At 72.8% G+C, this 22,758-nt stretch carries 12 protein-coding genes; 11 read left to right on the top strand and 1 reads right to left on the bottom strand.

The annotated features are described in order from the left end of the window. Nucleotides 1-61: 61 nt before the first annotated feature. From AB0D53_RS01040 to fxsT (AB0D53_RS00990), 11 genes are all read left to right on the top strand, one after another. Nucleotides 62-1,093, top strand: coding sequence for a MoxR family ATPase (locus AB0D53_RS01040; protein WP_362438087.1), 1,032 nt, complete (start codon nucleotides 62-64; stop codon nucleotides 1,091-1,093). A 38-nt stretch (nucleotides 1,094-1,131) separates the two neighbouring features. Next, nucleotides 1,132-4,482, top strand: coding sequence for an SAV_2336 N-terminal domain-related protein (locus tag AB0D53_RS01035; protein ID WP_362438084.1), 3,351 nt, complete (start codon nucleotides 1,132-1,134; stop codon nucleotides 4,480-4,482). Nucleotides 4,483-4,540: 58 nt separating this feature from the next. After that, entirely contained in the window at nucleotides 4,541-4,738 is a 198-nt protein-coding gene (gene fxsA / locus AB0D53_RS01030) for an FxSxx-COOH cyclophane-containing RiPP peptide (RefSeq protein ID WP_362438081.1), read from the top strand. Nucleotides 4,739-4,957: 219 nt separating this feature from the next. Then, a complete protein-coding gene (locus tag AB0D53_RS01025; RefSeq protein WP_362438806.1) occupies nucleotides 4,958-6,076 on the top strand; it encodes an FxsB family cyclophane-forming radical SAM/SPASM peptide maturase in 1,119 nt (372 codons plus the stop codon). Continuing rightward, a complete protein-coding gene (locus AB0D53_RS01020; protein WP_362438078.1) occupies nucleotides 6,073-7,464 on the top strand; it encodes an HEXXH motif-containing putative peptide modification protein in 1,392 nt (463 codons plus the stop codon). Before AB0D53_RS01025 ends, AB0D53_RS01020 begins: the two co-directional genes overlap by 4 nt. An 81-nt stretch (nucleotides 7,465-7,545) precedes the next feature. After that, nucleotides 7,546-10,539: an FxSxx-COOH system tetratricopeptide repeat protein gene (fxsT, locus tag AB0D53_RS01015; RefSeq protein ID WP_362438075.1), complete on the top strand. Its 2,994-nt coding sequence runs from the start codon at nucleotides 7,546-7,548 to the stop codon at nucleotides 10,537-10,539. An 85-nt stretch (nucleotides 10,540-10,624) separates the two neighbouring features. Then, nucleotides 10,625-11,038, top strand: coding sequence for a CU044_2847 family protein (locus AB0D53_RS01010; protein ID WP_362438072.1), 414 nt, complete (start codon nucleotides 10,625-10,627; stop codon nucleotides 11,036-11,038). Further along, nucleotides 11,035-11,994 (top strand): AAA family ATPase, encoded by a 960-nt coding sequence (locus tag AB0D53_RS01005; RefSeq protein ID WP_362438069.1) that lies wholly within the window; start codon nucleotides 11,035-11,037, stop codon nucleotides 11,992-11,994. The genes AB0D53_RS01010 and AB0D53_RS01005 overlap by 4 nt, the downstream gene beginning before the upstream one ends. 7 nt (nucleotides 11,995-12,001) lie before the next feature. Beyond that, nucleotides 12,002-13,858 (top strand): hypothetical protein, encoded by a 1,857-nt coding sequence (locus tag AB0D53_RS01000; protein WP_362438066.1) that lies wholly within the window; start codon nucleotides 12,002-12,004, stop codon nucleotides 13,856-13,858. Next, a complete protein-coding gene (locus AB0D53_RS00995) occupies nucleotides 13,848-15,188 on the top strand; it encodes a CHAT domain-containing protein (RefSeq protein ID WP_362438063.1) in 1,341 nt (446 codons plus the stop codon). The genes AB0D53_RS01000 and AB0D53_RS00995 overlap by 11 nt, the downstream gene beginning before the upstream one ends. Beyond that, complete coding sequence (fxsT, locus tag AB0D53_RS00990) at nucleotides 15,185-18,679, top strand: FxSxx-COOH system tetratricopeptide repeat protein (RefSeq protein ID WP_362438060.1); 3,495 nt, start codon at nucleotides 15,185-15,187, stop codon at nucleotides 18,677-18,679. The genes AB0D53_RS00995 and fxsT (AB0D53_RS00990) overlap by 4 nt, the downstream gene beginning before the upstream one ends. 90 nt (nucleotides 18,680-18,769) lie before the next feature. Here the strand turns inward: fxsT (AB0D53_RS00990) and AB0D53_RS00985 are convergent, their stop codons facing one another. Next, nucleotides 18,770-22,585, bottom strand: a complete 3,816-nt coding sequence (locus tag AB0D53_RS00985; protein WP_362438057.1) for a multifunctional oxoglutarate decarboxylase/oxoglutarate dehydrogenase thiamine pyrophosphate-binding subunit/dihydrolipoyllysine-residue succinyltransferase subunit — start codon at nucleotides 22,583-22,585, stop codon at nucleotides 18,770-18,772. Nucleotides 22,586-22,758: the final 173 nt, after the last annotated feature.

Below are 22,758 nucleotides of genomic sequence, written 5' to 3'. Positions count from 1 at the left end.
ACGGTGAACCACGTTCGACTGCTGCTGCCCCTGGCGGACGAGTGATGACGAGGAACACGTTATGAGTGAACCCAGCGAGTGGCTCATCTACCGAGGGGCCGGCGAACCGCACGAAGGAATCGGGCAGTTGCCACCGCCGCCGCCCTGGCGCGACTTCGCGGGCCGGGGCGCCCGGCCCGGCGACGAGCCGGACGGGGACGGCTCCGCCGACCGCCGCCTCGGCGGCCACCGGCACATCGCCGAACTCCACCGGCCGGGCGCCGAAGAGCTCGAAATGATCAATGCCGCGCTCTATCTGCGGCGCCCGCTGCTGGTCACCGGCACCCCCGGCGCCGGAAAGAGCACACTGGCCCACTCCGTCGCCCATGAGCTCGGGCTCGGCCGGGTCCTGCGCTGGCCGATCGTGAGCCGGACGACACTGCTGGACGGCCTCTACCACTACGACGCGATCGCCCGGCTCCAGGACGTGCAGATCGCCGCACACGGCGCGGCAGCCGGTACGGGCGGCGCCGCGGCCGCCGACGGCGTGGGCAGCTACATCCGGCTGGGGCCGCTCGGCACCGCGCTGATGCCCTCGGGCCGGCCCCGGGTGCTGCTCATCGACGAGCTGGACAAGAGCGACATCGACCTGCCGAACGACCTGCTCAACGTGTTGGAGGAAGGCGAGTTCGGCATCCCCGAGCTGGAGCGGATCGCCGACCGGCTGCCCGACGGCGAGGCGGAGGTCCTCGACGACGACGGCAACAAGGTCAAGGTGCGCGGCGGCCGGGTGCAGTGCACGTCGTTCCCGTTCGTGGTGCTCACCAGCAACGGCGAACGGGACTTCCCGGCGCCCCTGATGCGCCGCTGCATCCACCTGGAGCTCGGACGCCCCGACCACCAGCGGCTCGCCACCTTCGTACGCGCCCACCTCGGCGACGAGGCGGCGCGCTCCGGGGACGATCTCATCGCCCACTTCCTGGAGCGGTCGCGCAGCGAACTCCTGGCCACGGACCAGCTGCTGAACGCCATCTACCTCACCGACGCCGCCGCCCCGGCCGGCCGTGACCGCCTCGCCGACCTGCTCATCCAGCGACTCGACCGGCCGAGGTGATGTGCTGATGGCGGGCGCCGGGCCGGAGCGGTCCCCCGATGCGCGTGGCGCCGACGACGCGGGGCTCTACCCCGCGTTCGTGGCACGGCTGCGCGAGGCCGGGCTCGACCCCGACGTCGAGCAGCTCCGCGACGCGCTCTGGCTGGCCCGCTGGGCCCGCCACCCGGACGCACCGCCGCAGGACGAGGAGGCGCGGGGAAGCGTCCCTCCCGTCCGCCTCCCCCCGGAGCGGGCGGACGGGCCGCCCACCGGCCCCGGGCCTGCCGCGGTGCGATCCGCGCCCGGGGAGCCGCGCGACGAACCCCCGCCGCGCGCCGACCCCGGGGACGCCGACCGGATCACCCTCTACCCCGTACCGCGCAACGGTGCCCGCCCGGGGGCGGGCCGGGCGGGGCGTACGGCCGCCCTCACCTTCGGTGTGCCCGCGGCCCCGGCGCTCCCCGCCCCCCCTCGAACTCCAGCGAGCCCTGAGACCCCTGCAGCGCTACCACCCCGCCTCGCCGCCCCTGCGCACCGTCCTCGACGAGACGGCGACCGCCGAACTCAGCGCCCGCGCGGGCGGGCTGATCATGCCGGTGTTCCGGGGCGTCTCCCGGAGGGAGGCGGTCCTGCAGTGCGTCATGGACGCCTCGTCCTCGATGCGGGTGTGGGACCGGATGTTCGGCGAACTCCAGCTGATATTCGGCCAGTTGGGCGCATTCCGGGATGTCCAGATGCGCTATCTGCACCAGGGCCCGGACGGTGCAGCCGCGGTGAGCCGCAGCCCCGACCCGGCCGCGGCGCCCCTGCACTCCGCGGACCGGCTGAGCGATCCGACCGGCCGCCGCGTCACCGTCCTGGTCAGCGACTGCGCCGGTCCGCTCTGGCACAGCGGACGGGCCCACCGGCTGCTGCACCACCTGGCCGCACAGGCCCCGGCAGCCGTGCTCCAGCCGCTGCCGCAGCGGATGTGGAACCGGACCCGGCTCCCGGTCACCTACGGCGCGCTGTCCCGGGGCGACGGACCCGGCGGGGCCGCCGTACTGAAGGTCGTGGAGCAGCCGGGCACCGGCCCCGCCGTCCACCCGGGGGCCCTCGCCGTGCCCGTACTCCCACCGGTCGAGGGGGCGTTGGCGGCCTGGGCGAAGCTGCTCTCCGGCACCGGCTCGGGACGGATCTCCGGCGCGGTCGGCTGGGTGCGGCCCGATCAGCCGGCCGCCGCCGCACAGCGCCCGGGCGGCGGCCTCTCCTCGCTCCAGCTGGTCAGCCGCTTCCGGGCGACCGCCTCACCGGCCGCCGGACAGCTCGCGGTCTACCTCGCGGCGGCCCCGCTGCACCTGCCGGTGATGCAGCTGGTGCAGCGCACGATGCTGCCCCACTCGGGCCCCTCCGAACTCGCCGAGGTGCTGCTGAGCGGGCTGCTGTCACGGAGCACGGGCGAGGACGGCGGCCGGTACGACGGCCAGTGGTACACATTCGTGCCCGGCGTACGGGAGGCGCTGCTCGGCCCGCTGAGCCGCGACGAGGCGCTGCTCGTGCTCAAGCACTGTTCGCAGTACATCGAGCAGCGCTTCGGCAGGGGCGGGCCGAACTTCCCGGCCCTGGCCTTCGCCCAGCTCGGCGATGGCAGATCCGCGGCGCCGCCCACCGCCTTCGGCACGGGCCCCCTGGAGAACGGCACACCCGACGAGGAGAGCGAAGAGGGGGGCGAGAACGGGGAGGGCGACGCGAGCGGCGGGTCGCGCGTCCCCCATCCCTTCGCCGAGGTCGCGGTCCGCGTACTGGAGCGTTTCATGCCCCTGCCCGAGCAGTTCGTGACGAGGACCGGACACGGCGGCCGGCGCGGCACCGCCCAGACCCGGAACGCCGCGGTGGAGAGCGCCCGCACCCTGTTGCGGCAGTTCGAGTCGGACAGCATGGTGCAGTACCTCATCGATGCCGTGCAGCTGTTGCGCGGCGCCACCGAACGCGAGGAGCGGCCGGGCGACGACCCCGGCCTGTGGGCGGAGTACTCCCGCTGCGTGCTGCGGCTGTGGGAGGTCCAGGGCGACGCCGAACTGCTCCGCGAGGCCGAGTACGCCGCCGAGCAGGCCGCCGCGCACCCCACCGCGGTGCGCGAACGGGCCGTACTGGCGAAGGTGCTGCACGCCGCGGCCGACGACCGTCGGCGGCGCGGCGACCGGCGCGGGGCGCTGGAACTGCTGCGCCGCGCCGACCGCGAGTACACGGCCGCCTGCTCGGCCGCCGGCCTGGAGCCCGCCGAGGCCCTGCGGCTGACGCTGGAGCGGGTCCGCGCCCTGGAGGCGCAGTGGCGGCTCGACGGCGACACCGCGCTGCTCCAGGCCGCGTGCGGGATGCTGGAGGCCTTCGCCGACGTCTGGCCCGACCAGGAGAACCGCCCCACCACCCTGCCCCTGGCGCACGGCCGGACCCTGCTGAAGCTGGCCGGGGCCACCGCCGACACCGAGCAGTCCCGGGTGTACGCGGGCCAGGCGGCACGCTCCCTGCGCACCGCGTTCGAACAGGGCGGCGGCCGGCACACCATGGGCACCGAGGTGCGCATCCTGCTGGACCTGGTGGACGCCCTGCTCGGCTCCGGCCAGGAGCCCGACGAGGCCGCGACCCTGATCCAGCAGTCCCTGGCGACCGTACGCGAACAGCGGCTGCGCGCCTCGCTCCAGATCAGGGCGGGCCGGGTCGGTGTCGCGCGGTACGAGCACACCGGTGATCCGGACGAACTCGTGGACGCCGCCGACTGGTTCGCCCGCGCCGCCCGCGGCGTACCGCGCGACTCGCGGGCCCATGCCGACCTGCTCGCCGAGTGGGGCGGCACCCTGCTGCGCCGGGCGCAACTGCCGGACGGGCGCCCGCACATCGGCGCCGCGATCAGGGTGCTGCGGGACTGCCGGACGGAGACGGCGGCGGGGAGCACACGACAGGCCGGGCGGCTGCTGATGCTGGGCCGGGCGCTGATGCTGCGGCACCGGGCCACCGAGGACCGGGTGGACCTCAGGGAGGCCGAGCACCTCTTCGGCCTCGCCGCCCAGGAGGCGGCCGACCCGCTGACCGAGGCGAGCTGCTGGCTGGAGCTGGGCCGCTCCCACCTCGACGCCTCCCGGGTGCTGCAACGTCCGGCCCGGCTCGACGAGGCGGCCGAGGCGTTCCGGAGCGCCGCCGAGGCGGCCGGTGCGGCGGAGGCGGAACTGGACGGTCCGCAACAGTCCGCACAAGCCATCGAGTTGAGTGCTACAGCCAACCACTGGCGGGGTATGACCTACGAGAGGGCGGGCCGCCCCCGGGCGGCCCGCGGGGCGTACCGGGCGGCCCACCGGGAATGGCGCAGACTGCCGGACGGCGGCGGCGCGGCGGGTGAGGCGACTGCCGCGCGGCTGGCGGAACTGGAGCGCTGAGCCGCTCCAGGAGGAGCGCCGGCGGACGGCAGGGTCCATGAGGTCACGGGGAGGAACGATGAACGAGACGGAACACCAGGGCGTACCGGTGGCCGGGCCGTCCGGGGGACCGGGCGCGCTGCCGGATCTGCTGGGGCTCGACCTGGAGTCGCTGCGGACGCTGGACCATCCGGTGCTCACCGAGGTGGTCGCGGATCTGCGCGGGCGGGCCGAGCAGCCGCGGGAGATGCTGTGGGGGTTCACCAACGCCTTCTGAAGCCGCACGATTTCGGTCCGGGGCCCGGTCGAACAGGACATCGTGGTGAGGCACACGTTTGCCCGTACGGCAGGCCAGGGATACTCGCCTCGGGACGGCGACGGGGGCCGTGCCGAAGGACGCGAACGGCGCGGGGGTGCGGGAGTGTCTCGACAGGCGACGCCGAAACCGCGCCAGGACGCCGAAGGCGGCCGACTTCCGTTCTCCTTCGGGCAGTTCATCGTCAAGGTGCACGGCCGCTGCAATCTCGCCTGCCGCTACTGCTACCTCTACGAGGGCCCCGACCGCACCTGGCGCGACCGGCCGGCCGCCGTCGCGCCCGCCGTCCTCGACCGTACCGCGCACCGCATCGCCGAACACGCGGCGGAGCACGGGCTGCGGGACCTCGCACTGGTCCTGCACGGCGGCGAGCCCCTCCTGGCGGGCGCCGCCCGGCTGGCCGCCTTCGCCGACCGGGTACGCGCCCTGACGCCCGACGGCTGCACCGTCCACACCACCGTCCAGACCAACGCCACCCTCCTCACCGAAGGCCGCGTCGCCACCCTCGCCCGGCACGGCATACGCATCGGCGTCAGCCTCGACGGCGGCCGGCCCGCCCACAACAGCCGGCGCACCGACCACGCCGGACGCCCCTCCTGGCCCGCCGCCTCGCGCGGCACCCGGCTCCTCGCCGACCGGCACCCCGAGGCCTACGCGGGCATCCTCACCGTCGTGGACCCGGACACCGACCCCGTCGAGATGTACGAGTCGCTGCTCGAACTGCGCCCCCCGGCCCTGGACCTGCTGCTCCCGCACGGCAACTGGACGACCCCGCCACCGGGCCTGCCGGTCACCGGGCCGGGCCGTGCGACCCCGTACGGCGACTGGCTCACCACCGTCTTCGACCGCTGGTGGGGCTCCGGACGGCGGGAGACCCGGATCCGGCTCTTCGAGGAGTGCATCGCCCTGCTGCTGGGCCTGCCCGGCGCCACCGAGTCCCTCGGCCTCGAACCGGTCGACGCGATCGTGGTCGAGACGGACGGGGCGATCGAACAGGTCGACTCCCTCAAGTCCGCCTACGACACCGCCGCCGCCACCGGCCTCGACGTCTTCCGCCACACCTTCGACGACGCCCTGCGCCACCCCGGCGTCGCCGCCCGCCGGGCGGGCGCCGACGCACTAGCCGCCACCTGCCGGGCCTGCCCGCTGCTGACCGTCTGCGGGGGCGGCCACTACGCACACCGCTACCGAGCGGAGAACGGCTTCGCCAACCCGTCCGTCTACTGCGCGGACCTCGAACGGCTGGTACGCCACATCGCCGCCCGGCTGTCCGACGCAACCGCAGGAGAACGCCGATGATCCCCCCACTCCCGGACCGCATGCTGCGCCAGCTGGGCCGCACCGAGGGCGACGTGGAGACCCTCCACGTCCTCGTACGCGATCAGGACACCCGCCGGCTCCTCCTGCTGCGGGCCCTGCTCGATGCGGCGGAGGCGGCCCCCACCACCCTCTGCCCGCCCCGGGCGCTCGACCGCCTGCGCCAGGACTGGGCGCTGCTGGAGAGGGCCGAGCGCGCCGACCGGACCGCCGTACGCGCCGTCCTGCTCCACCCCCTCGCCGGCCCCTGGGCGCAACGCTGCCTGCGCGGCCTCTCCGCCACCGGCCCCGGGCCCGAACTCCGCGCCGACCTGCACCACTTGAGCGCCCTGGCCGCAGCGGCCGCGATCCGCGCCGGAATCCCGTTCACGTCCCGGCTCACCGCACACGACGGGCTCCTGTCCCTGCCCACCCTGGGCGCCCTGCGCTCACGGTCCGAAGAGGTCGGCATCACCTTCCACGAGGGTGAGGTGACGATGCGCCAGGGGGAGGGCGAGCCACCCGTTTCGGTGCACGCGCAGCCGGACGGCACGACCGGTTCCGCCGACCCGCGCTGGCTGCCGGTGTTCGCCCTGCCCGCCGTGCAGTCCGGCATCGGCCCGATACCCCTGGACGACATCGACCCGTACCGCACCGACGGCAGCGGGCTCCAGCCGCACGGGCTGAGCGCCGCCACCCACATCGACGACCACGAACGCAAGGCGTGGGCCGAGTCCTGGGCCGGAGTGGCACCCCTGCTCGCCGTCGGCGGCGAGCACCGTCTCACCGAGGCGGCGGTCCTGCTGCGCTGCCTGGTCCCGCTCGGCCCGCCGCCCGGCTCCGGGCCGACGGGGGAGAGCGCGGCACATTGCAGCGGAACCAGGCGCGAGGCGTTCGGCGCCGTCCTCAGCAGCAAGCCGGCCACCCCCGCCTACTTCGCCTCCACCCTCGTCCATGAACTCCAGCACACCAAGCTGTCCGCGCTCAGCGCCCTCGTATCCCTGCACCACGAGGACCCGGAACCCCGCCACTTCGCACCCTGGCGTTCCGACCCCCGCCCCTTCGACGGCCTCCTCCAGGGCGCCTACTCGCACATCGCGCTCGCCGACTACTGGCAGCGGTTCGCGCTCGCCGCGCGGCGCGTCACCCACCGCGACCTGGCCTGGGCCGAGCACGCCCGCTGCCGTGAACAGGTCGGGGCGGTCCTGCCCGTGCTGGCCGGATCGGCGGCCCTGACCCGCGAAGGCCGGGTGCTGGTCAACGAGATGATCACGCTCTACCACCGTCTGGACGATTGCCCGCCTCCAACGGGGCACCTCGCGCGCGCGGAGGCGTACGTGGCCACCGCCAAGGTGATATGGCAGCAGAGGAACGGCTCGCACAGGCCGTGAGGGACCCCGGGATTGTCCGCCGGAACGACCATGCTCCGGTGTATGTTGACAAGGCTCGAATCGAGGCAGGGAGACGGTCGAATGCCCGGAACGCGTAGGCAAGTTGGAGCAACCGGGGCGCAAACCGTCACCATCAGTTTCGCCGGATTCAACCGCGCCTGGGCGACCTGGATCGGGGGCCGTCTGGAGCGGCGCGGGGTGACGGTGGTCCAGCAGCGCTGGGACCCCCCGGTGGAGGTCCCGCTGGAGGACTCGCTGCGCGATCTGACCCTCTCCAGAGGCCGTGTCCTGGTGATCCTCAGCGACTGGTACTTCCAGCTGGGGCCGCGCGGTCACGAGGAGTGGAACAGGGCGCTGCGCGAGGTCGTCGCTCCCGACCCCGACCGCTTCGCCGCCGTCTGCGTCACCACCTCCGCACTGCCCGGCGCCACCTCGGCCCTCGCCGCGGCCGACCTGACCAATGTCGGCGCCGAGGAGGCCGAGCGGCGGCTCCTGGTGCGCCTGGGCCTGCCCACCGACCCGCTGCCCGAGCCCGCCGAGGCCCGGCAGGGGCCCCGGTATCCGGCCGATGTCCCGGAGGTGTGGGGCGGGGTGCCGCGCCGCAACACCCGCTTCACCGGCCGGGAGACGCTGCTCAGCAAGGCCTACCAGGCCCTCCAGGACGCCGGACCCGGTGCCGGGGTCGTGACCCTGCACGGCATGTCCGGCGTGGGCAAGACCCAGCTGGCGGCGGAGTACGTCTACCGGTTCGGCTCCGAGTACGACGTGGTGTGGTGGGTGCCCGCCGACCGTCGCGCCCTCTACCGCCAGAAGCTCGCCGAACTCGCCCCCGAACTGGGCCTGTCCACGGGCGCCGAGTACGGGGAGCGGCTGCGGGCGGTCCGCGACGCGCTGCGCCGCGGTGAACCGCACTCCCACTGGCTGCTGGTCCTGGACGGGGCGGACGAGCCCGAGCACATCTGGGACCTGGTGCCGACCGGCCCCGGACACGTCCTGATCACCTCCCGCAACCCGGAGTGGAGCGAGCACAACAGCAACCTCGTCGAGGTCCCCGTCTACGAACGCGACGAGTCGGTCGCCTTCATCCGCCGCCGCGCACCCCGCCTCACCCAGGCCGACGCCGACCAGCTGGCCGAGGCCCTCGAAGACCTCCCGCTGCTCCTGGACCAGACGGCGGGCTGGCTCAACGACTCCGACATGTCCGTCGAGGAGTACATCGAACTTCTCGAAGGCGGCATCGACCAGGACGTCGTCAAGGTCTCCGCCGACTTCCCGCTCGCCTTCCAGACCGCCTGGTCGATACTGCTGAACAAGCTCAAGGAAACCGTCCCGGAATCCGTCGACCTGCTGCGCCTGTGCAGCTTCTTCGCACCCGGCTCCATCCCCGTGCGACTGCTGAGGGAAATGCCCCCCGGCGAACTGCCGGAACAGCTCTCCGGCCTGATGAACGACCCGCTGCTGTGGAACAAGGCGATCGGCCAGCTCCGCCAGTACTCCGTGGTCCGCCTGGAGTCCCACGAGACGGCCGGCGAGGACGCCTCGTCCGGCGAGTCGCTCTACATGCACCGCATGGTCCACCAGATCGTCGGCAAGGACATGCCGGAACGCGACCGCCACGAGTTCGTCGGCGTGGTCCGCAGGGCCCTCGCCGCCGCGGACCCCGGCCGCCCCGCCGACACCCGGCTGTGGCCCGCGTACGCCGAGATCACTCCGCACCTGAAGTGGGCCGACGTACTCAACAGCACCGACCCGGCCGTCCACTCCCTGGTGCTCAACTGCCTGCGCTACATGTACCTCTCCGGCGAGTACCGGGCCGGCATCAAGCTGGGCCGACGGGCCATGAAGGCCTGGCGGGAACTCCTGGGCGAGGACCACCCCAGGATCTGGGACCTCAGCCACCACTACGCGAACGTGCTGCGGGCCGTCGGCGACTACGCCGGCACGGAAGTCATCGAACGCGCCGCCGTCGACCACCTCCGCGCCGAACGCGGCGCGAAGGACCTGGAACACCTGCGCGCCGCCGGCGGCCTCGCCGCCGACCTGCGGGGCCTCGGCCGCTACGACGAGGCGCTGGAGATGTCGGCCTGGATCCTCGCGGGCTACCGCGAGCTCCTGGGCGACCAGGACTCGCGTACGCTCAGCGCGCAGAACAACCTGGCCGTGTCGCTCCGGCTGCTCGGCAGATACGAGGAGTCCCTGGAGCTGTACCGGCGGACACTGGAGGCCAGGCGGCAGGTGCTGCGCCCGCGCCACAGCTGGACGCTCTACTCCGAGATCAACTACGCCACCGATCTGCGTCTGCTCGGCCACTACAACGACGCCCTCTCGCTCCAGAACCAGAGCGTCCGGGTGCACCGGCTGGTCATGGGGCCCGACAACCCGCAGACCCTGCGCGCCGAGCACAATCTCGCGCTCTGCCAGTACCGCTCGGGTGAGCGTGCCAAGGCCGCGACGCTGTTCACCCGGGTTCTCGAACGAAGCGAGCGGGTGCTCGGCGAGACCGACCCGCTGACGATGATGTTCGCGGCCAGCCAGAGCTTCTTCGCCCGCGAGCACGCCGACATCGACCAGGCCAGGGCCATAAGCGAGAAGGTGGTCGACGGCTATGTGGACATGCTCGGCGAGGACCATCCGTACGTGGCGGGAACCCGCGCCAACCACGCCCTGATCCTGCGGAACGTGGGCGAACGCGACCATGCGCACACCCTGTTGGAGGGGGCCCTCGCCGACATGACGCGGGCCGTGGGGGAGCACCACCCCTGGACCCTGGGCTGCGCGGTGAACGCCTCGGCGCTGCGCAACCTGGTGGGCGACCCGGAATCCGCGGCCGCGCTGACGGACGCGGTCATCACCAGGGCCACCGAGGTCCTCGGCCGGACCCACCCGCTGACCCTCTCGGCCCGCATCGCACACGCCGCCGACCTGCGCGGCATCCGTGACCGCGAGCGCGCGGACAAGGTCGAGCGGGAGGCATTGGGCGACCTGGCCGCGACCCTGGGCGCCCAGCACGTCCACACGGTCTCGGCCCGCTCCCGCAACCGTCCGTACTGGGACTTCGAACCGCAGATGATCTGAGCCGATCGACGGAAAGCCGCTCGATAAGTGAATGACCGTCAGTATCCTTTCGGGACACGTCAGTTGCGATGCAACGGGGGAGCGTATGGCGGTCATCGTCGGGTCCACGACACCGGGTGAGGACGGCCCGATACCGGTCGTCGTGGACGCCGAGACCTTCGCGGCGGACCCGGCACCGACCGGGGAGGGTGAGTCCTTCTACAGCCCCGGGGAGACCAGGGGCGGCGCCGACGCCGCCCGGCGGGTCCTGGCCGGCGCCGGTGACCTGTACGGCGACGGACTCGATCTGGCGCGACGCTGCGCCGCCCAGGCGATGCGCCGGCTCGGGGACCTCGGGGAGGGGATGCGGCCCGACGAGATCGAGCTCCAGGTCGGGATCACCTTCGAGGCCGGCATGGCGGCCGTGGTGAAGGCCGGTGCCGAGGCGCAGATCCAGGTCACCTTCCGCTGGCAGCCGGGCAACGAGGGGCAGGCCACTGCCACGGCGACACCCTCATGAGCGAGCCGCGGTCCCGCACCGCCGCCCCGGCACCCCGGGTGCCGATCCTCCCGTACAGCCGGATCGTCGGGCAGGAGGAGCTCAAGCTGGCCCTGGAGCTCAACTTCGTCTCGCCGAGGATCGGCGGGGTGCTGATCACCGGGCAGCGGGGCACCGCCAAATCCACCGTGGTCCGCGCCTTCGCGCTGATGTCCGGCGGTGAACTGCCCGTCACGCTCCCGATCAACGCGACCGACGACCGCGTGGTCGGCGGCTGGGAACTGGACTCGCTGATGCGGGGCGTGGCGAAGCCGCAGCCCGGCCTGCTCGAAGAGGCCGACGGAAAAGGACTGCTGTACATCGACGAGGTCAACCTGCTGGACGACCACCTCGTCAACATCATCCTGGACGTCGTCTCCACCGGTGTGCTGTCCATCCAGCGCGAGGGCATCGACCTGGCCAGGCAGCTGTCGTTCGGACTCGTCGGCACCATGAACCCCGAGGAGGGCAGCCTGCGGGCCCAACTGCTCGACCGGTTCGGCCTGATGGTGGCCGCGTCCGAGCTGGACCTCGACGAGCGCCGGCGGATGATCACGACGGTGCTCACCTTCGAGGAGGAACTGGAGGCCGAGGACTCCGCCTGGCTGCGCGCCGCACAGGACGAGGACGACACACTGCGTGCCGCGCTTCTGGAGGCGAGGGACCGGCTGAAGGACGTCCGGCTCGACGAGAGCGTGAGCGGGCTCTGTGCCGAGGCGGCACAGCTGCTGGGCGCGATCGGGCAGCGCGGTGACCTCCTCGTGGCGAAGACCGCCCGTGCGCTGGCCGCACGGGACGGGCACCGGCAGGTCGAACCCGGCCACGTCCGCCGGGTGCTGCCGATGGCCCTGCGCCATCGCAGACCGGACTCCGCCCACGGCGCCGCCCTCAGCTGGGGGCCGGACGAGGACGACCGCGTCAGCGCCCTCTTCGGCTGAGCCGCCGATGTCCGCACCCTCACCCCGGCCACAGCCCGTCGCGGACGCCGAGGAACTCCCCCGGCGACTGCTCACCGCACTGGTCTGCGCCGCCGTCGAGCCCGGACTGTCCGGGGTGCTGCTGTTCGACCTCCCCGACCCGCACCTCGCCACCGTCGCCGCCGTACTCGACCGGCTGCTCGCCGGTTCCACCGGTACGCCCGTCCCCCGCACCGCCCTGACCGCCGCCACCACGGACGAGGACCTGTGGTCACGGCCCCGGGTGAGCCGAGGTCCGCACGGCCTCGACTTCGCCCTGGACCCCGGACCGCTCACCGAACCCGTGCCCGGCCCGTCCCTCGTCGTCGTCCCCGACCTCGCCAGGCTCAGCGTGCCGGGGAAGCGAGCCGCCGTACAGCTCCTCGGTGCCGATGTCGCCACCGTCGAACAATCCGGGCTGCGCCGCCGCTGGCGGCCCGCGGCCCGTTGGCTGGCTGTCTGCCGCACGGAGGACGTCCCACGCGTCTCCCCGCACCTCCTGGACCGCTTTCCGCTCCGCCTCACCGTCCCCGGGCTGCGCATCGAGCCGGGTGACACCCCGCTCGGCCCCCTCCCGGCCGCCTGGACCCGGGCCCTGGACCGGGCCCGCTCCACCGCCCCCCGGCCGTCGCTCCACCCCGCCGACGACTTCGCCGCCCGGGTCCTGGAACTCCTCGACGACCAGGACGGCACCGGCCAGCGCAGAGCCCTCGCCCTGTCCCGGACCGCCCGCGCCCTGGCCCGCCTCGGCGACGCCGAACACATCACGGCCGACCACGCCGAAGCGGCCGCCCGCCTCATCCGCCTGCGCGGCGCCCGGCGCCCGTCCGCCGAACCCCCGCCCGGCCCCGACACCGTCGACCCCGCACGGGCCGGGGCCCGCATCCTCCCCGAGCTCCGGCCCGGCACCGACCGGTCCCCCTCGCCCGGCACGCCCGTCCTGGAACCGGGACCCGCCGAGCCCATCGGGTCGGGACGCGCGGCCGGTCCCTGGCCGCCCACCGACACCCCGTACCCGGAGGACACCGCCGGACCGCCGCCGGAGGACTCGCCGCTGCGCACCCCGGCCCGGCGCACCACCGGCCCCCGGGCAGTGCGCGGCCCCGTCGTCGGGGTGCGCCCGGCCAGGGACCTGTGGGACCTGGCGCCCGTGCGCACGGCGATGGAAGCGGCCAAGTACCGGGCGGTACGGGACCGGAGCGAGCGACTGGTGATCCTGCCGGGCGACCTGCGCGGGTACGTCCGGGCACCGGAACCGGTCCGGATGCTCACCCTCGTCCTGGACCACACCTGCCGCGAGGACTGGGACTGGCACACGGCTCTCGACCCGTTCCTGCAATGGGCCTATGTCACCCGCGCCCCGGTGCACGTGGTCGAGGTCGGCGGGCGCGGGGCACCGAACGAGGTACGGGCCGAGTCCTTCACCGCCCTGTCCACCCGCTCCCCGCGGATCGCCGCGGCTCTGGCCCGGCAGCCCGGCCGGGCCACCCCGCTCGCCCACGGACTGCAACTGGCCGAACAGACCCTGCGCCGCGCCTTCCAGCACCACCGCGCGGGCCTGGTGGAAGCGCTGCTGGTCGTGGTGACCGACGGGCGCGGCAACGTCCCGCTCGCCGCGAGCCGGCGCGGCACGGCCGGACGCGGCGCCGTGGGCCGCACCGGCATCGACGACGCGCTCGCCGCGGCCGGCCGGATCAGCGGCATGGACCGGACCCGGCTGCACAGCCTGGTCGTCGACCCGGGACAACAGCCGTACCCGGAACTCCCCCATCTGCTGGCCGAGGCCCTCGACGGCAGGGTGGTCCCGGGCAGGCCGGAGCACGAGGCGGCCGGCCATGAGCGGTGAATCCGCTGGGCTCCGCCGCCTGCTGGAGAACTCCGTGGCCACCGGCCGACGGCTGGCCAGGACCCCCGTACCGGCCGGGGTGCGCACCGGACTGCGCGAACGGCTCGGGCTCACGGAGGCCGACGCCGACAGCCGGCCCCCGCCGTACACCGCCCGGATCACGGTCGTCCCGCACCACGAATGCCACGGCGGCGCCCAGACGTTCGGCGTCAGCGCCTGGTGCGAAGGCATCTCCCCGCTCCCGTACACCACCGGGCCGACCCAGCTGCGCCCCACCGGCATCGGCCTGGGCAACGCCCTGGGCGACGGCCCCGCCCCCTCCCAGCTGCTCCGCGACATCCGGCACTGGTCCCGCAACCAGCAGAGGCTCGCCGCCTGGATCAACCGGGCCCGCGCGGTGCACGGCGACGCGCTCCAGGTCACCGTCCACGACGACACCGGCTACGAGATCCCCTGGGAGGCGTTCTGGCTGCCTGCCGATCCGGCCCAAGGGCTGGACGAAGGGCTGCTCGGCGCCCTCGTCGCGGTCACCCGGTGGCTCACCATCCGCAGCACCGAACTGGTGCTGCCCGAAGCGTCCGTGTCGGCCACGGGCGATGTGCTCGGCTACTACTTCCACGACGCGCGCCCGGCCCGCCCGTACCGCGACGGCGTACGGCACATCCATGACATGCGGGCCGACATGGCGGTCTTCCAGGGGTACGCGCACCGCCCGCACCTGACGATCGACGGCTTCCTCGACGAGCTCGACGGATGTCCGGCAGATCCCGTCGGCCTCGTCTACATGGCGGCCCACGGCACCTACGACGACCGGGTCGACGCGCTCACCCTCGCCGAGGTGACCTGGGCCGAGTACGACGACCGCCCGATGACGGTGCTCGACAAGGACCACTCGATGGTCTGTCTCAACGCCTGCCACTCGGCCAGGTTCGTCCGCAACACCGGGCTGGGGGAGACGGACCTGCGGGGTTTCACCGAACTCTTCCTCCGCAAGGGCGCCGGAGGCTGCGTCGTCGCGGCCGGACAAGTCGGCGACAGCGAGGCACGCGAACTGATCGGGCAACTCGTCGGCATCCTGGCGGCCGAACCCTGGCGGCCGGTCGCCGACTCGCTGCGCCTCTTCCGGTCCCGCGCGCTGGACGAGTTCGGCCCCTTGACGAACCTGCCGCGCACCCGGCACGAAGGACGGTTGAACGTGGACGGACAGCGGCCCGTCCTGCGTCTGCTGTACAGCCTCATGTTCCAGTACTACGGGCATCCGCTGAGCACGCTCAGTCTCAGCGGACCACGCCCCGGCACGGCGACGGGCGGGGAAGGGGACGCACGGTGAACGGCGACGATCCGGCCCTGCTCATCGAACCCGTCGTCAGCCGGCCCCGCGAGGCCGAGGCCGGGTGTGCCTACCTCGTCACCGTCGACCTGCGCGGTCCGCTCGGGCCGCGGGGCGAGGAGGACCCGGACGCCTGGCCGTACCAGGACGAGGAGCTGACCTTCACCGTCGCGCTGGACGGGGGACGGCACTTCGTCTGCGAGGTGCTCGACGACCCCGCGCTCGTACTGCACCGCTACGGGGGCACGTACGGCCCGGCCCGGTTCGTCGTCACCGCGGGCCGGGTCACCGGGCCCGCCGAGCTGTGGCTGACCCTCACCAACCAGTGGGGGACACCGGTCCGCAAGGCCGCCCTGCCGTGCCGGATCACCCGGCAGGCGGAGGACGCCCCGGACGCCGCCGCGGTCCTCGGATACGTCCCCGCCGGGCCACCCGCCTCCGAGGACCAGGAACCGCCCGGGGGGCCACGGAGCGAACCGGCCGACATGCCGTGGCTGTCAGGACCGGCGGAGGGGCCCGGAACGGCCGCGAGCGCCCGGCCGGAGGAGGATCGGACCGAGGGCACCGGGGACGGCGCGGCGGACGCCGATGTCCTCGTGCCCTTCGAGGGGCCCCCAGTCCCGCGCACCACGCCCGGTCCGGTGGACCACGTCACCATCAGTTTCGCCGGTTTCAACCGGGCGTGGGCGGCGTGGATCGGGGACCGTCTGGAGCGGCGCGGGGTGACGGTGGTCCAGCAGCGCTGGGACCCGCCGGCGGAGGTTCCGCTGGAGGAGTCGCTGCGCGATCTGACCCTTTCCCGGGGCCAGGTGCTGGCGGTCCTCAGCGACTGGTACTTCCAGCTGGGGCCGCGCGGTCACGAGGAGTGGAACAGGGCGCTGCGCGAGGTCGTCGCCCCCGACCCCGACCGCTTCGCCGCCGTCTGTGTCACCACCTCCGCGCTGCCCGGCGCCGCTTCGGCCTTCGGCGCGGCCGACCTGTTCGGTATCGGCGCCGAGGAGGCCGAGCGGCGGCTCCTGGTGCGCCTGGGCCTGCCCACCGACCCGCTGCCCGAGACGGCCGGGGCCAGGCAGCGGGCGCGGTATCCGGCCGATGTCCCGGAGGTGTGGGGCGGGGTGCCGCGCCGCAACACCCGCTTCACCGGCCGCGACGCACTGCTGGCGGCGACGTACGAGACGCTGCACGAGGACCGCCCCGGTGCCGGGGTGGTGACCCTGCACGGCATGTCCGGTGTGGGCAAGACCCAGCTGGCGGCGGAGTACGTCTACCGGTTCGGTACGGAGTACGACGTGGTGTGGTGGGTGCCCGCCGACCGCCGGTCCTTCTACCGGCAGAGGCTCGCCGAACTCGCTCCCGAGCTGGGTCTGTCCACGGGCGCCGAGTACGGGGAGCGGCTGCGGGCGGTCCGGGACGCGCTGCGCCGCGGCGAGCCGTACTCCCACTGGCTGCTGGTCCTGGACGGGGCGGACGAGCCCGAGCAGATCTGGGACCTGGTGCCGACCGGCCCCGGGCATGTGCTGATCACCTCCCGCAACCCGGAGTGGAGCGAGCACAACAGCAATCTTGTCGAGGTCCCCGTCTACGAGCGCGACGAGTCGGTCGCCTTCATCCGCCGCCGCGCACCCCGCCTGACCCCGGTCGACTCCGGCCGGCTGGCCGAGGCCCTGGAAGACCTTCCGCTGCTCCTGGACCAGACGGCGGGCTGGCTCAACGACTCCGACATGTCCGTCGAGGAGTACATCGGACTCCTCGAAGACGGCATCGACCAGGACGTCGTCAAGGTCTCCGCCGACTTCCCGCTCGCCTTCCAGACCGCCTGGTCGATCCTGCTGAACAAGCTCCGGGAGACCGCGCCGGAATCCGTCGGTCTGCTGCGCCTGTGCAGCTTCTTCGCACACGATTCCATCCCCCTGCGCCTGCTGCACAAGGTCGCCTGGCACACCCTCGCCGGCCTGGAGGCGCTTGCCGACCCCGACCGGCTCGACCAGGCCGTCCAGCAGTTGCGGCGCTACTCGGCCGTCAGGCTGGAGACCACGGTGCCCCCGGGCCGGGGACCGGTTGACCCGCACCGGGCCCTCTACATACACCGCCTGATCCACCGCACGATGCGGGGCGAGCTGACCGCGGCCGACCACGCGGCCTGCGCCGACGCGGCCCGTGGCGCGCTGGCCGCCGTCGACAGGGGGCAGCCCTCCGACGTACGGATGTGGACCACGTACGCCGCGCTCACCCCGCACCTGAAGTGGGCGGAGGTGCTGGAGAGCACCGCGCCCGCGGTGCAGGACCTCGTCCTGGACTGTCTGCGCTACATGTACCTCTCGGGCGAGTACGGCAGCGGCGTGCGGCTCGCCGATCCGGCCATGACCTCCTGGCGGGCCCTGCTCGGCGGCACCCACCCCCGGATCTGGGACCTCAGCCACCACTACGCCAACCTGCTCCGTGCCCTGGGCGACTACGCGACGAGCGCAGGCGTGGAGCGCGAGGCGGCCGACCATCTCGGGGCCGAACGGGGCGAGGACGACCTGGCGTATCTGCGCGCCGCCGGCGGTCTCGCCGCCGACCTGCGGGGCCTCGGCCGTTACGAGGAGGCACTGGGGCTCTCCGTCTCGATCAGGGACCGCTACCTCGCCGTTCTCGGCCCGGAGGACTACCGCACCCTGAATGCGGACAACAACCTCGCGGTGTCGCTGCGGCTCCTCGGCCGGTACGCGGAGGCGCTGGAGCAGGACCGGCACACGCTGGACCTGCGGCGGTCCGTGCTGGGAGGGCAGGCCCCCGCCACCTTGTACTCAGAACTCAACTGCGCCATCGACCTGCGGCTGCTGGGACAGCACCGCGAAGCCGAGGAAGCCCTGGGACAGACGGTCCGAAGACATCTGGCGGCGGTCGGCGCCAACAACCCGCAGACTTTGCGCGCCCAGCACAACCTCGCGCTCTGCCGCTACTTCGCTGATGATCCGGCCGCCGCCCGGTTCGCCCTCGCCCGGGTGCGGCGGGACTGTCTGCGGCTCCTCGGCGAACACCATCCGCTCCTCCTGCTGATCACGGCGAGCGCGGCCTGCGCGGAGCGGCGGGCGGGGGACCCGGACCGGGCCCTGCTGCTGCACGAGCAGGTGGTGGAGGGGTACCGGTCGATGCTGGGCGACGGCCATCCGTACACCATCGGCACGGAGGGCAACCTCGGGCTGATGCGCTGGACGCTGGGGGAGCGGGACGCGGCGGGCCAGGAGATCGAGCGGGCCGGCTCCCTGATGGCCGGGGCCGTGGGGGAAGGACACCCCTGGGCCATCGGATGCGCGCTGAACGCGGTGATCATCCGGATGAGGGACGGACGGGCCGACGAGGCGTACGAGCCGGGCCGGGCGAACGGCCGACGGGCGGCGGCGCTGCTGGGAGCGGACCATCCCCTCACCGTGGCCCACCGGCGGGCGGGGAATCCGGAACAGGCCGGGCAGCCGGACTTCTGGGACTTCGAACCCCAGATCGTCTGAACGGGCTGCGCCCGGCCCGTACGCCGAAGGGCCCGCCCCCGCGATCGTCTCGCGGGAGCGGGCCCTTCGGTTCTGCGTACGGGCGAGCGGTCAGGCCTCGAAGACCTCGGCGACCAGCTGTGCCTGCTCGGCCTGGTGACGCTTGGCCGAGCCGACCGCCGGGGACGAGCTGTGCGGGCGCGAGATGCGGCGCAGGCGCTCACCGTGCGGCACATCGGCGCCGACGGCCAGGTCCAGGTGGTCGATCAGGTTCAGGGCGATGAACGGCCAGGCACCCTGGTTGGCCGGCTCCTCCTGGGTCCAGAGGTACTTCTCGGCGTTCGGGTACTTGGCGATCTCGGCCTGGAGCTCGGCACCCGGCAGCGGGTACAGGCGCTCCAGACGGATGATCGCGGTGTCCGTGACGCCGCGCTTCGTGCGCTCGGCCTCCAGGTCGTAGTAGACCTTGCCGGCGCAGAAGACGACCTTGCGGACGTCGGCCGGGTTCACCGAGTCGTCGCCGATCACCGGGCGGAAGCCGCCGGTGGTGAACTCTTCCACCTTCGACGCGGCCGCCTTGAGGCGGAGCATCGACTTCGGGGTGAAGACGATCAGCGGCTTGTGGTGCGGGTTGTGCACCTGCCACCGCAGGAGGTGGAAGTAGTTCGACGGCAGGGTCGGCATGGCGACCGTCATGTTGTTCTGCGCGCACAGCGTGAGGAAGCGCTCCGGGCGGGCGGACGAGTGGTCCGGGCCCTGGCCCTCGTAGCCGTGCGGCAGCAGCAGCGTGACGCCGGAGGTCTGGCCCCACTTCTGCTCGGCCGAGGAGATGAACTCGTCGACGACGGTCTGCGCGCCGTTGACGAAGTCACCGAACTGGGCCTCCCAGACGACCAGCGACTCCGGACGGGCCAGCGAGTAGCCGTACTCGAAGCCCATCGCCGCGTACTCGCTGAGCAGCGAGTCGTAGACGTTGTAACGGGCCTGGTCGTCGGAGAGGTAGAGCAGCGGGGTGTAGTCCTCGCCGGTCACCTGGTCGACGAGGACCGCGTGGCGCTGGCCGAAGGTGCCGCGGCGGGTGTCCTGGCCGGCGAGCCGGACCGGGGTGCCCTCCATCAGCAGCGAGCCGATGGCCAGGGTCTCGCCCATGCCCCAGTCGATCGTGCCGTTCTCCACCGAGGCCGCGCGGCGCTGCATCTGCGGCATCAGGCGGGGGTGGACGGTGATCCGGTCGGGGATGTTGACCTGGGACTCCGCGATGACCTTCACGACCTCCTGGGAGACCGCGGTGGTCACGGCGACCGGGAACTCGGGCTGGACCTCGGGGGTGTGCGTCGGAGCCGGCAGCGAGGTGGCCTCACGGACCTCCGCGAAGACCTTCTCCAGCTGGCCCTGGAAGTCCTGGAGCGCCTGCTCGGCCTCTTCCAGCGTGATGTCGCCACGACCGATGAGGGACTCGGTGTACAGCTTGCGTACCGAGCGCTTCTTGTCGATCAGGGTGTACATCTGCGGGTTGGTGAACTCCGGGTTGTCGCCCTCGTTGTGACCGCGGCGGCGGTAGCAGATGAGGTCGATCACGACGTCCTTGTTGAACGCCTGCCGGAACTCGAAGGCGAGCCGGGCGACCCGGACGACGGCCTCGGGGTCGTCACCGTTGACGTGGATGATCGGCGCCTCGATCATGCGCGCCACGTCGGTGGCGTACATCGAGGAGCGCGAGGACTCCGGGGCGGCGGTGAAGCCGACCTGGTTGTTGATCACCACGTGCACGGTGCCGCCGGTGCGGTAGCCGCGCAGCTGCGACATGTTGAGCGTCTCGGCGACGACGCCCTGGCCCGCGAAGGCCGCGTCGCCGTGGAGCGCGACGGGCAGGACGGTGAAGTCCGTGCCGCCCTTGTTGATGATGTCCTGCTTGGCGCGGGCGATGCCCTCCAGGACCGGGTCGACCGCCTCCAGGTGCGAGGGGTTGGCGGCCAGCGAGACCTTGATCTGCTCGCCGTCCAGACCGGTGAAGGTGCCCTCGGCGCCCAGGTGGTACTTGACGTCGCCGGAGCCGTGCATCGACCGGGGGTCGAGGTTGCCCTCGAACTCGCGGAAGATCTGCGCGTACGACTTGCCGACGATGTTGGCCAGCACGTTCAGCCGGCCGCGGTGGGCCATGCCGATGACGACCTCGTCGAGGCGGGCCTCGGCGGCGGAGTCGATGACCGCGTCGAGCAGCGGGATGACGGACTCGCCGCCCTCCAGCGAGAACCGCTTCTGGCCGACGTACTTGGTCTGCAGGAACGTCTCGAACGCCTCGGCGGCGTTCAGCCGGCGCAGGATGCGCAGCTGCTCCTCGCGCTCGGGCTGCTGGGCGCGCGGGCGCTCCACCCGGTCCTGGAGCCACTTGCGCTGCTTCGGGTCCTGGATGTGCATGAACTCGATGCCGGTGGTGCGGCAGTACGACTCGCGCAGCACACCGAGGATGTCGCGGAGCTTCATCATCGACTTGCCGGCGAAACCGCCGACCGCGAAGTCCCGCTCCAGGTCCCACAGGGTGAGGCCGTGCTCGGTGATGTCCAGGTCGGGGTGCTTGCGCTGGCGGTACTCCAGCGGGTCCGTGTCGGCCATGACGTGGCCGCGGACCCGGTAGGAGTGGATCAGCTCGAAGACCCGCGCGGCCTTGGTCACGTCGTTGTCGTGCGAGGCGTCGATGTCCGTGAGCCAGCGGACCGGCTCGTACGGGATGCGCAGCGACTTGAAGATCTCGTCGTAGAACTCGTTCTCGCCGAGCAGGAGCTGGGCGACGATCCGCAGGAACTCGCCGGAGGCGGCGCCCTGGATGACCCGGTGGTCGTACGTCGAGGTCAGCGTCATGACCTTGGAGATGCCCAGCTTGTTCAGGGTGTCCTGCGAGGTGCCCTGGAACTCGGCCGGGTAGTCCATCGCGCCGACACCCATGATGAGGCCCTGTCCGGGCATCAGGCGGGGCACCGAGTGGACGGTGCCGATGCCGCCGGGGTTGGTCAGCGAGGCGGTGACCCCGGTGAAGTCGTCCATGCCGAGCTTGCCGTTGCGGGCGCGGCGGACGATGTCCTCGTAGGCCTGCCAGAACTCGAAGAAGTTGAGCGTCTCGGCCTTCTTGATGGCCGCGACGACCAGCTGGCGGTCGCCGTTCGGCTTCACCAGGTCGATGGCGAGGCCGAGGTTCACGTGCTCCGGCTTGACCAGGGTCGGCTTGCCGTCCTTCAGCGCGAAGGAGTGGTTCATCGCCGGCATGGCCTTGAGGGCCTGCACCATCGCGTACCCGATGAGGTGCGTGAAGGAGATCTTCCCGCCCCGGGCGCGCTTGAGGTGGTTGTTGATGACGATGCGGTTGTCGAAGAGCAGCTTCACCGGGACCGCCCGGACGGACGTGGCCGTCGGCAGCTCCAGCGAGGCGTTCATGTTCTTCGCGACGGCGGCGGAGGGGCCGCGCAGCGTCACGTACTCGGGGCCTTCCGGGGCCTCGGTGGCCGGCGCTGCCGCGGCCTTGGCCGGGGCGGGTGCGGCGGCCTTCGCGGCCGGAGCCGGAGCGGCCGGGGCTGCCGGAGCAGCGGCGGGGGCGGCCTGTGCGGGCGCCGGAGCCGCGGGAGCCGGGGCGGGGGCGGCCGGAGCCGGGGCCTGCGCCGGGGCGGCCTGTGCGGGTGCGGCCGGGGCCGGGGTCACCGCAGCTCCTGTTGCCGGGGCGCCGGGAACGGGCTTGTCCGCCGTGCCGGACGCACCCGGCTTGTAGTCGGCGAAGAAGTCCCACCAGGCGCGATCGACCGAATTGGGATCCTGGAGGTACTGCTGGTAGATCTCGTCGACGAGCCACTCATTGGGCCCGAAAGCCGCAGCCGGGTTCGTACCCGGGACGGCTTGGTCGGTCGAGATGCTCGAGTTACTGGGGGACTGAGACGACACGGCGGCAACCGCCCTCTTCCGCTTCACAAGGTGATGGACAGCGGAAATCAAGGCTACGCCTCCCCAGCCGTTCCACGCAGGCCGGGCCGGTCTTCGTCGCGCAAGTCACACTGGAAGGCGGGTTTCGGTGCAGGAATTGGCGGGAAACATGCACGGTTCCGCTTCACTTTGGG

This window comes from Streptomyces sp. NPDC048295, from assembly GCF_040652135.1.
Taxonomy (GTDB): Bacteria; Actinomycetota; Actinomycetes; order Streptomycetales; family Streptomycetaceae; genus Streptomyces.
Note: the sequence above shows the minus strand (reverse complement) of the source record. Positions and strands in the feature narration are given on the sequence as shown.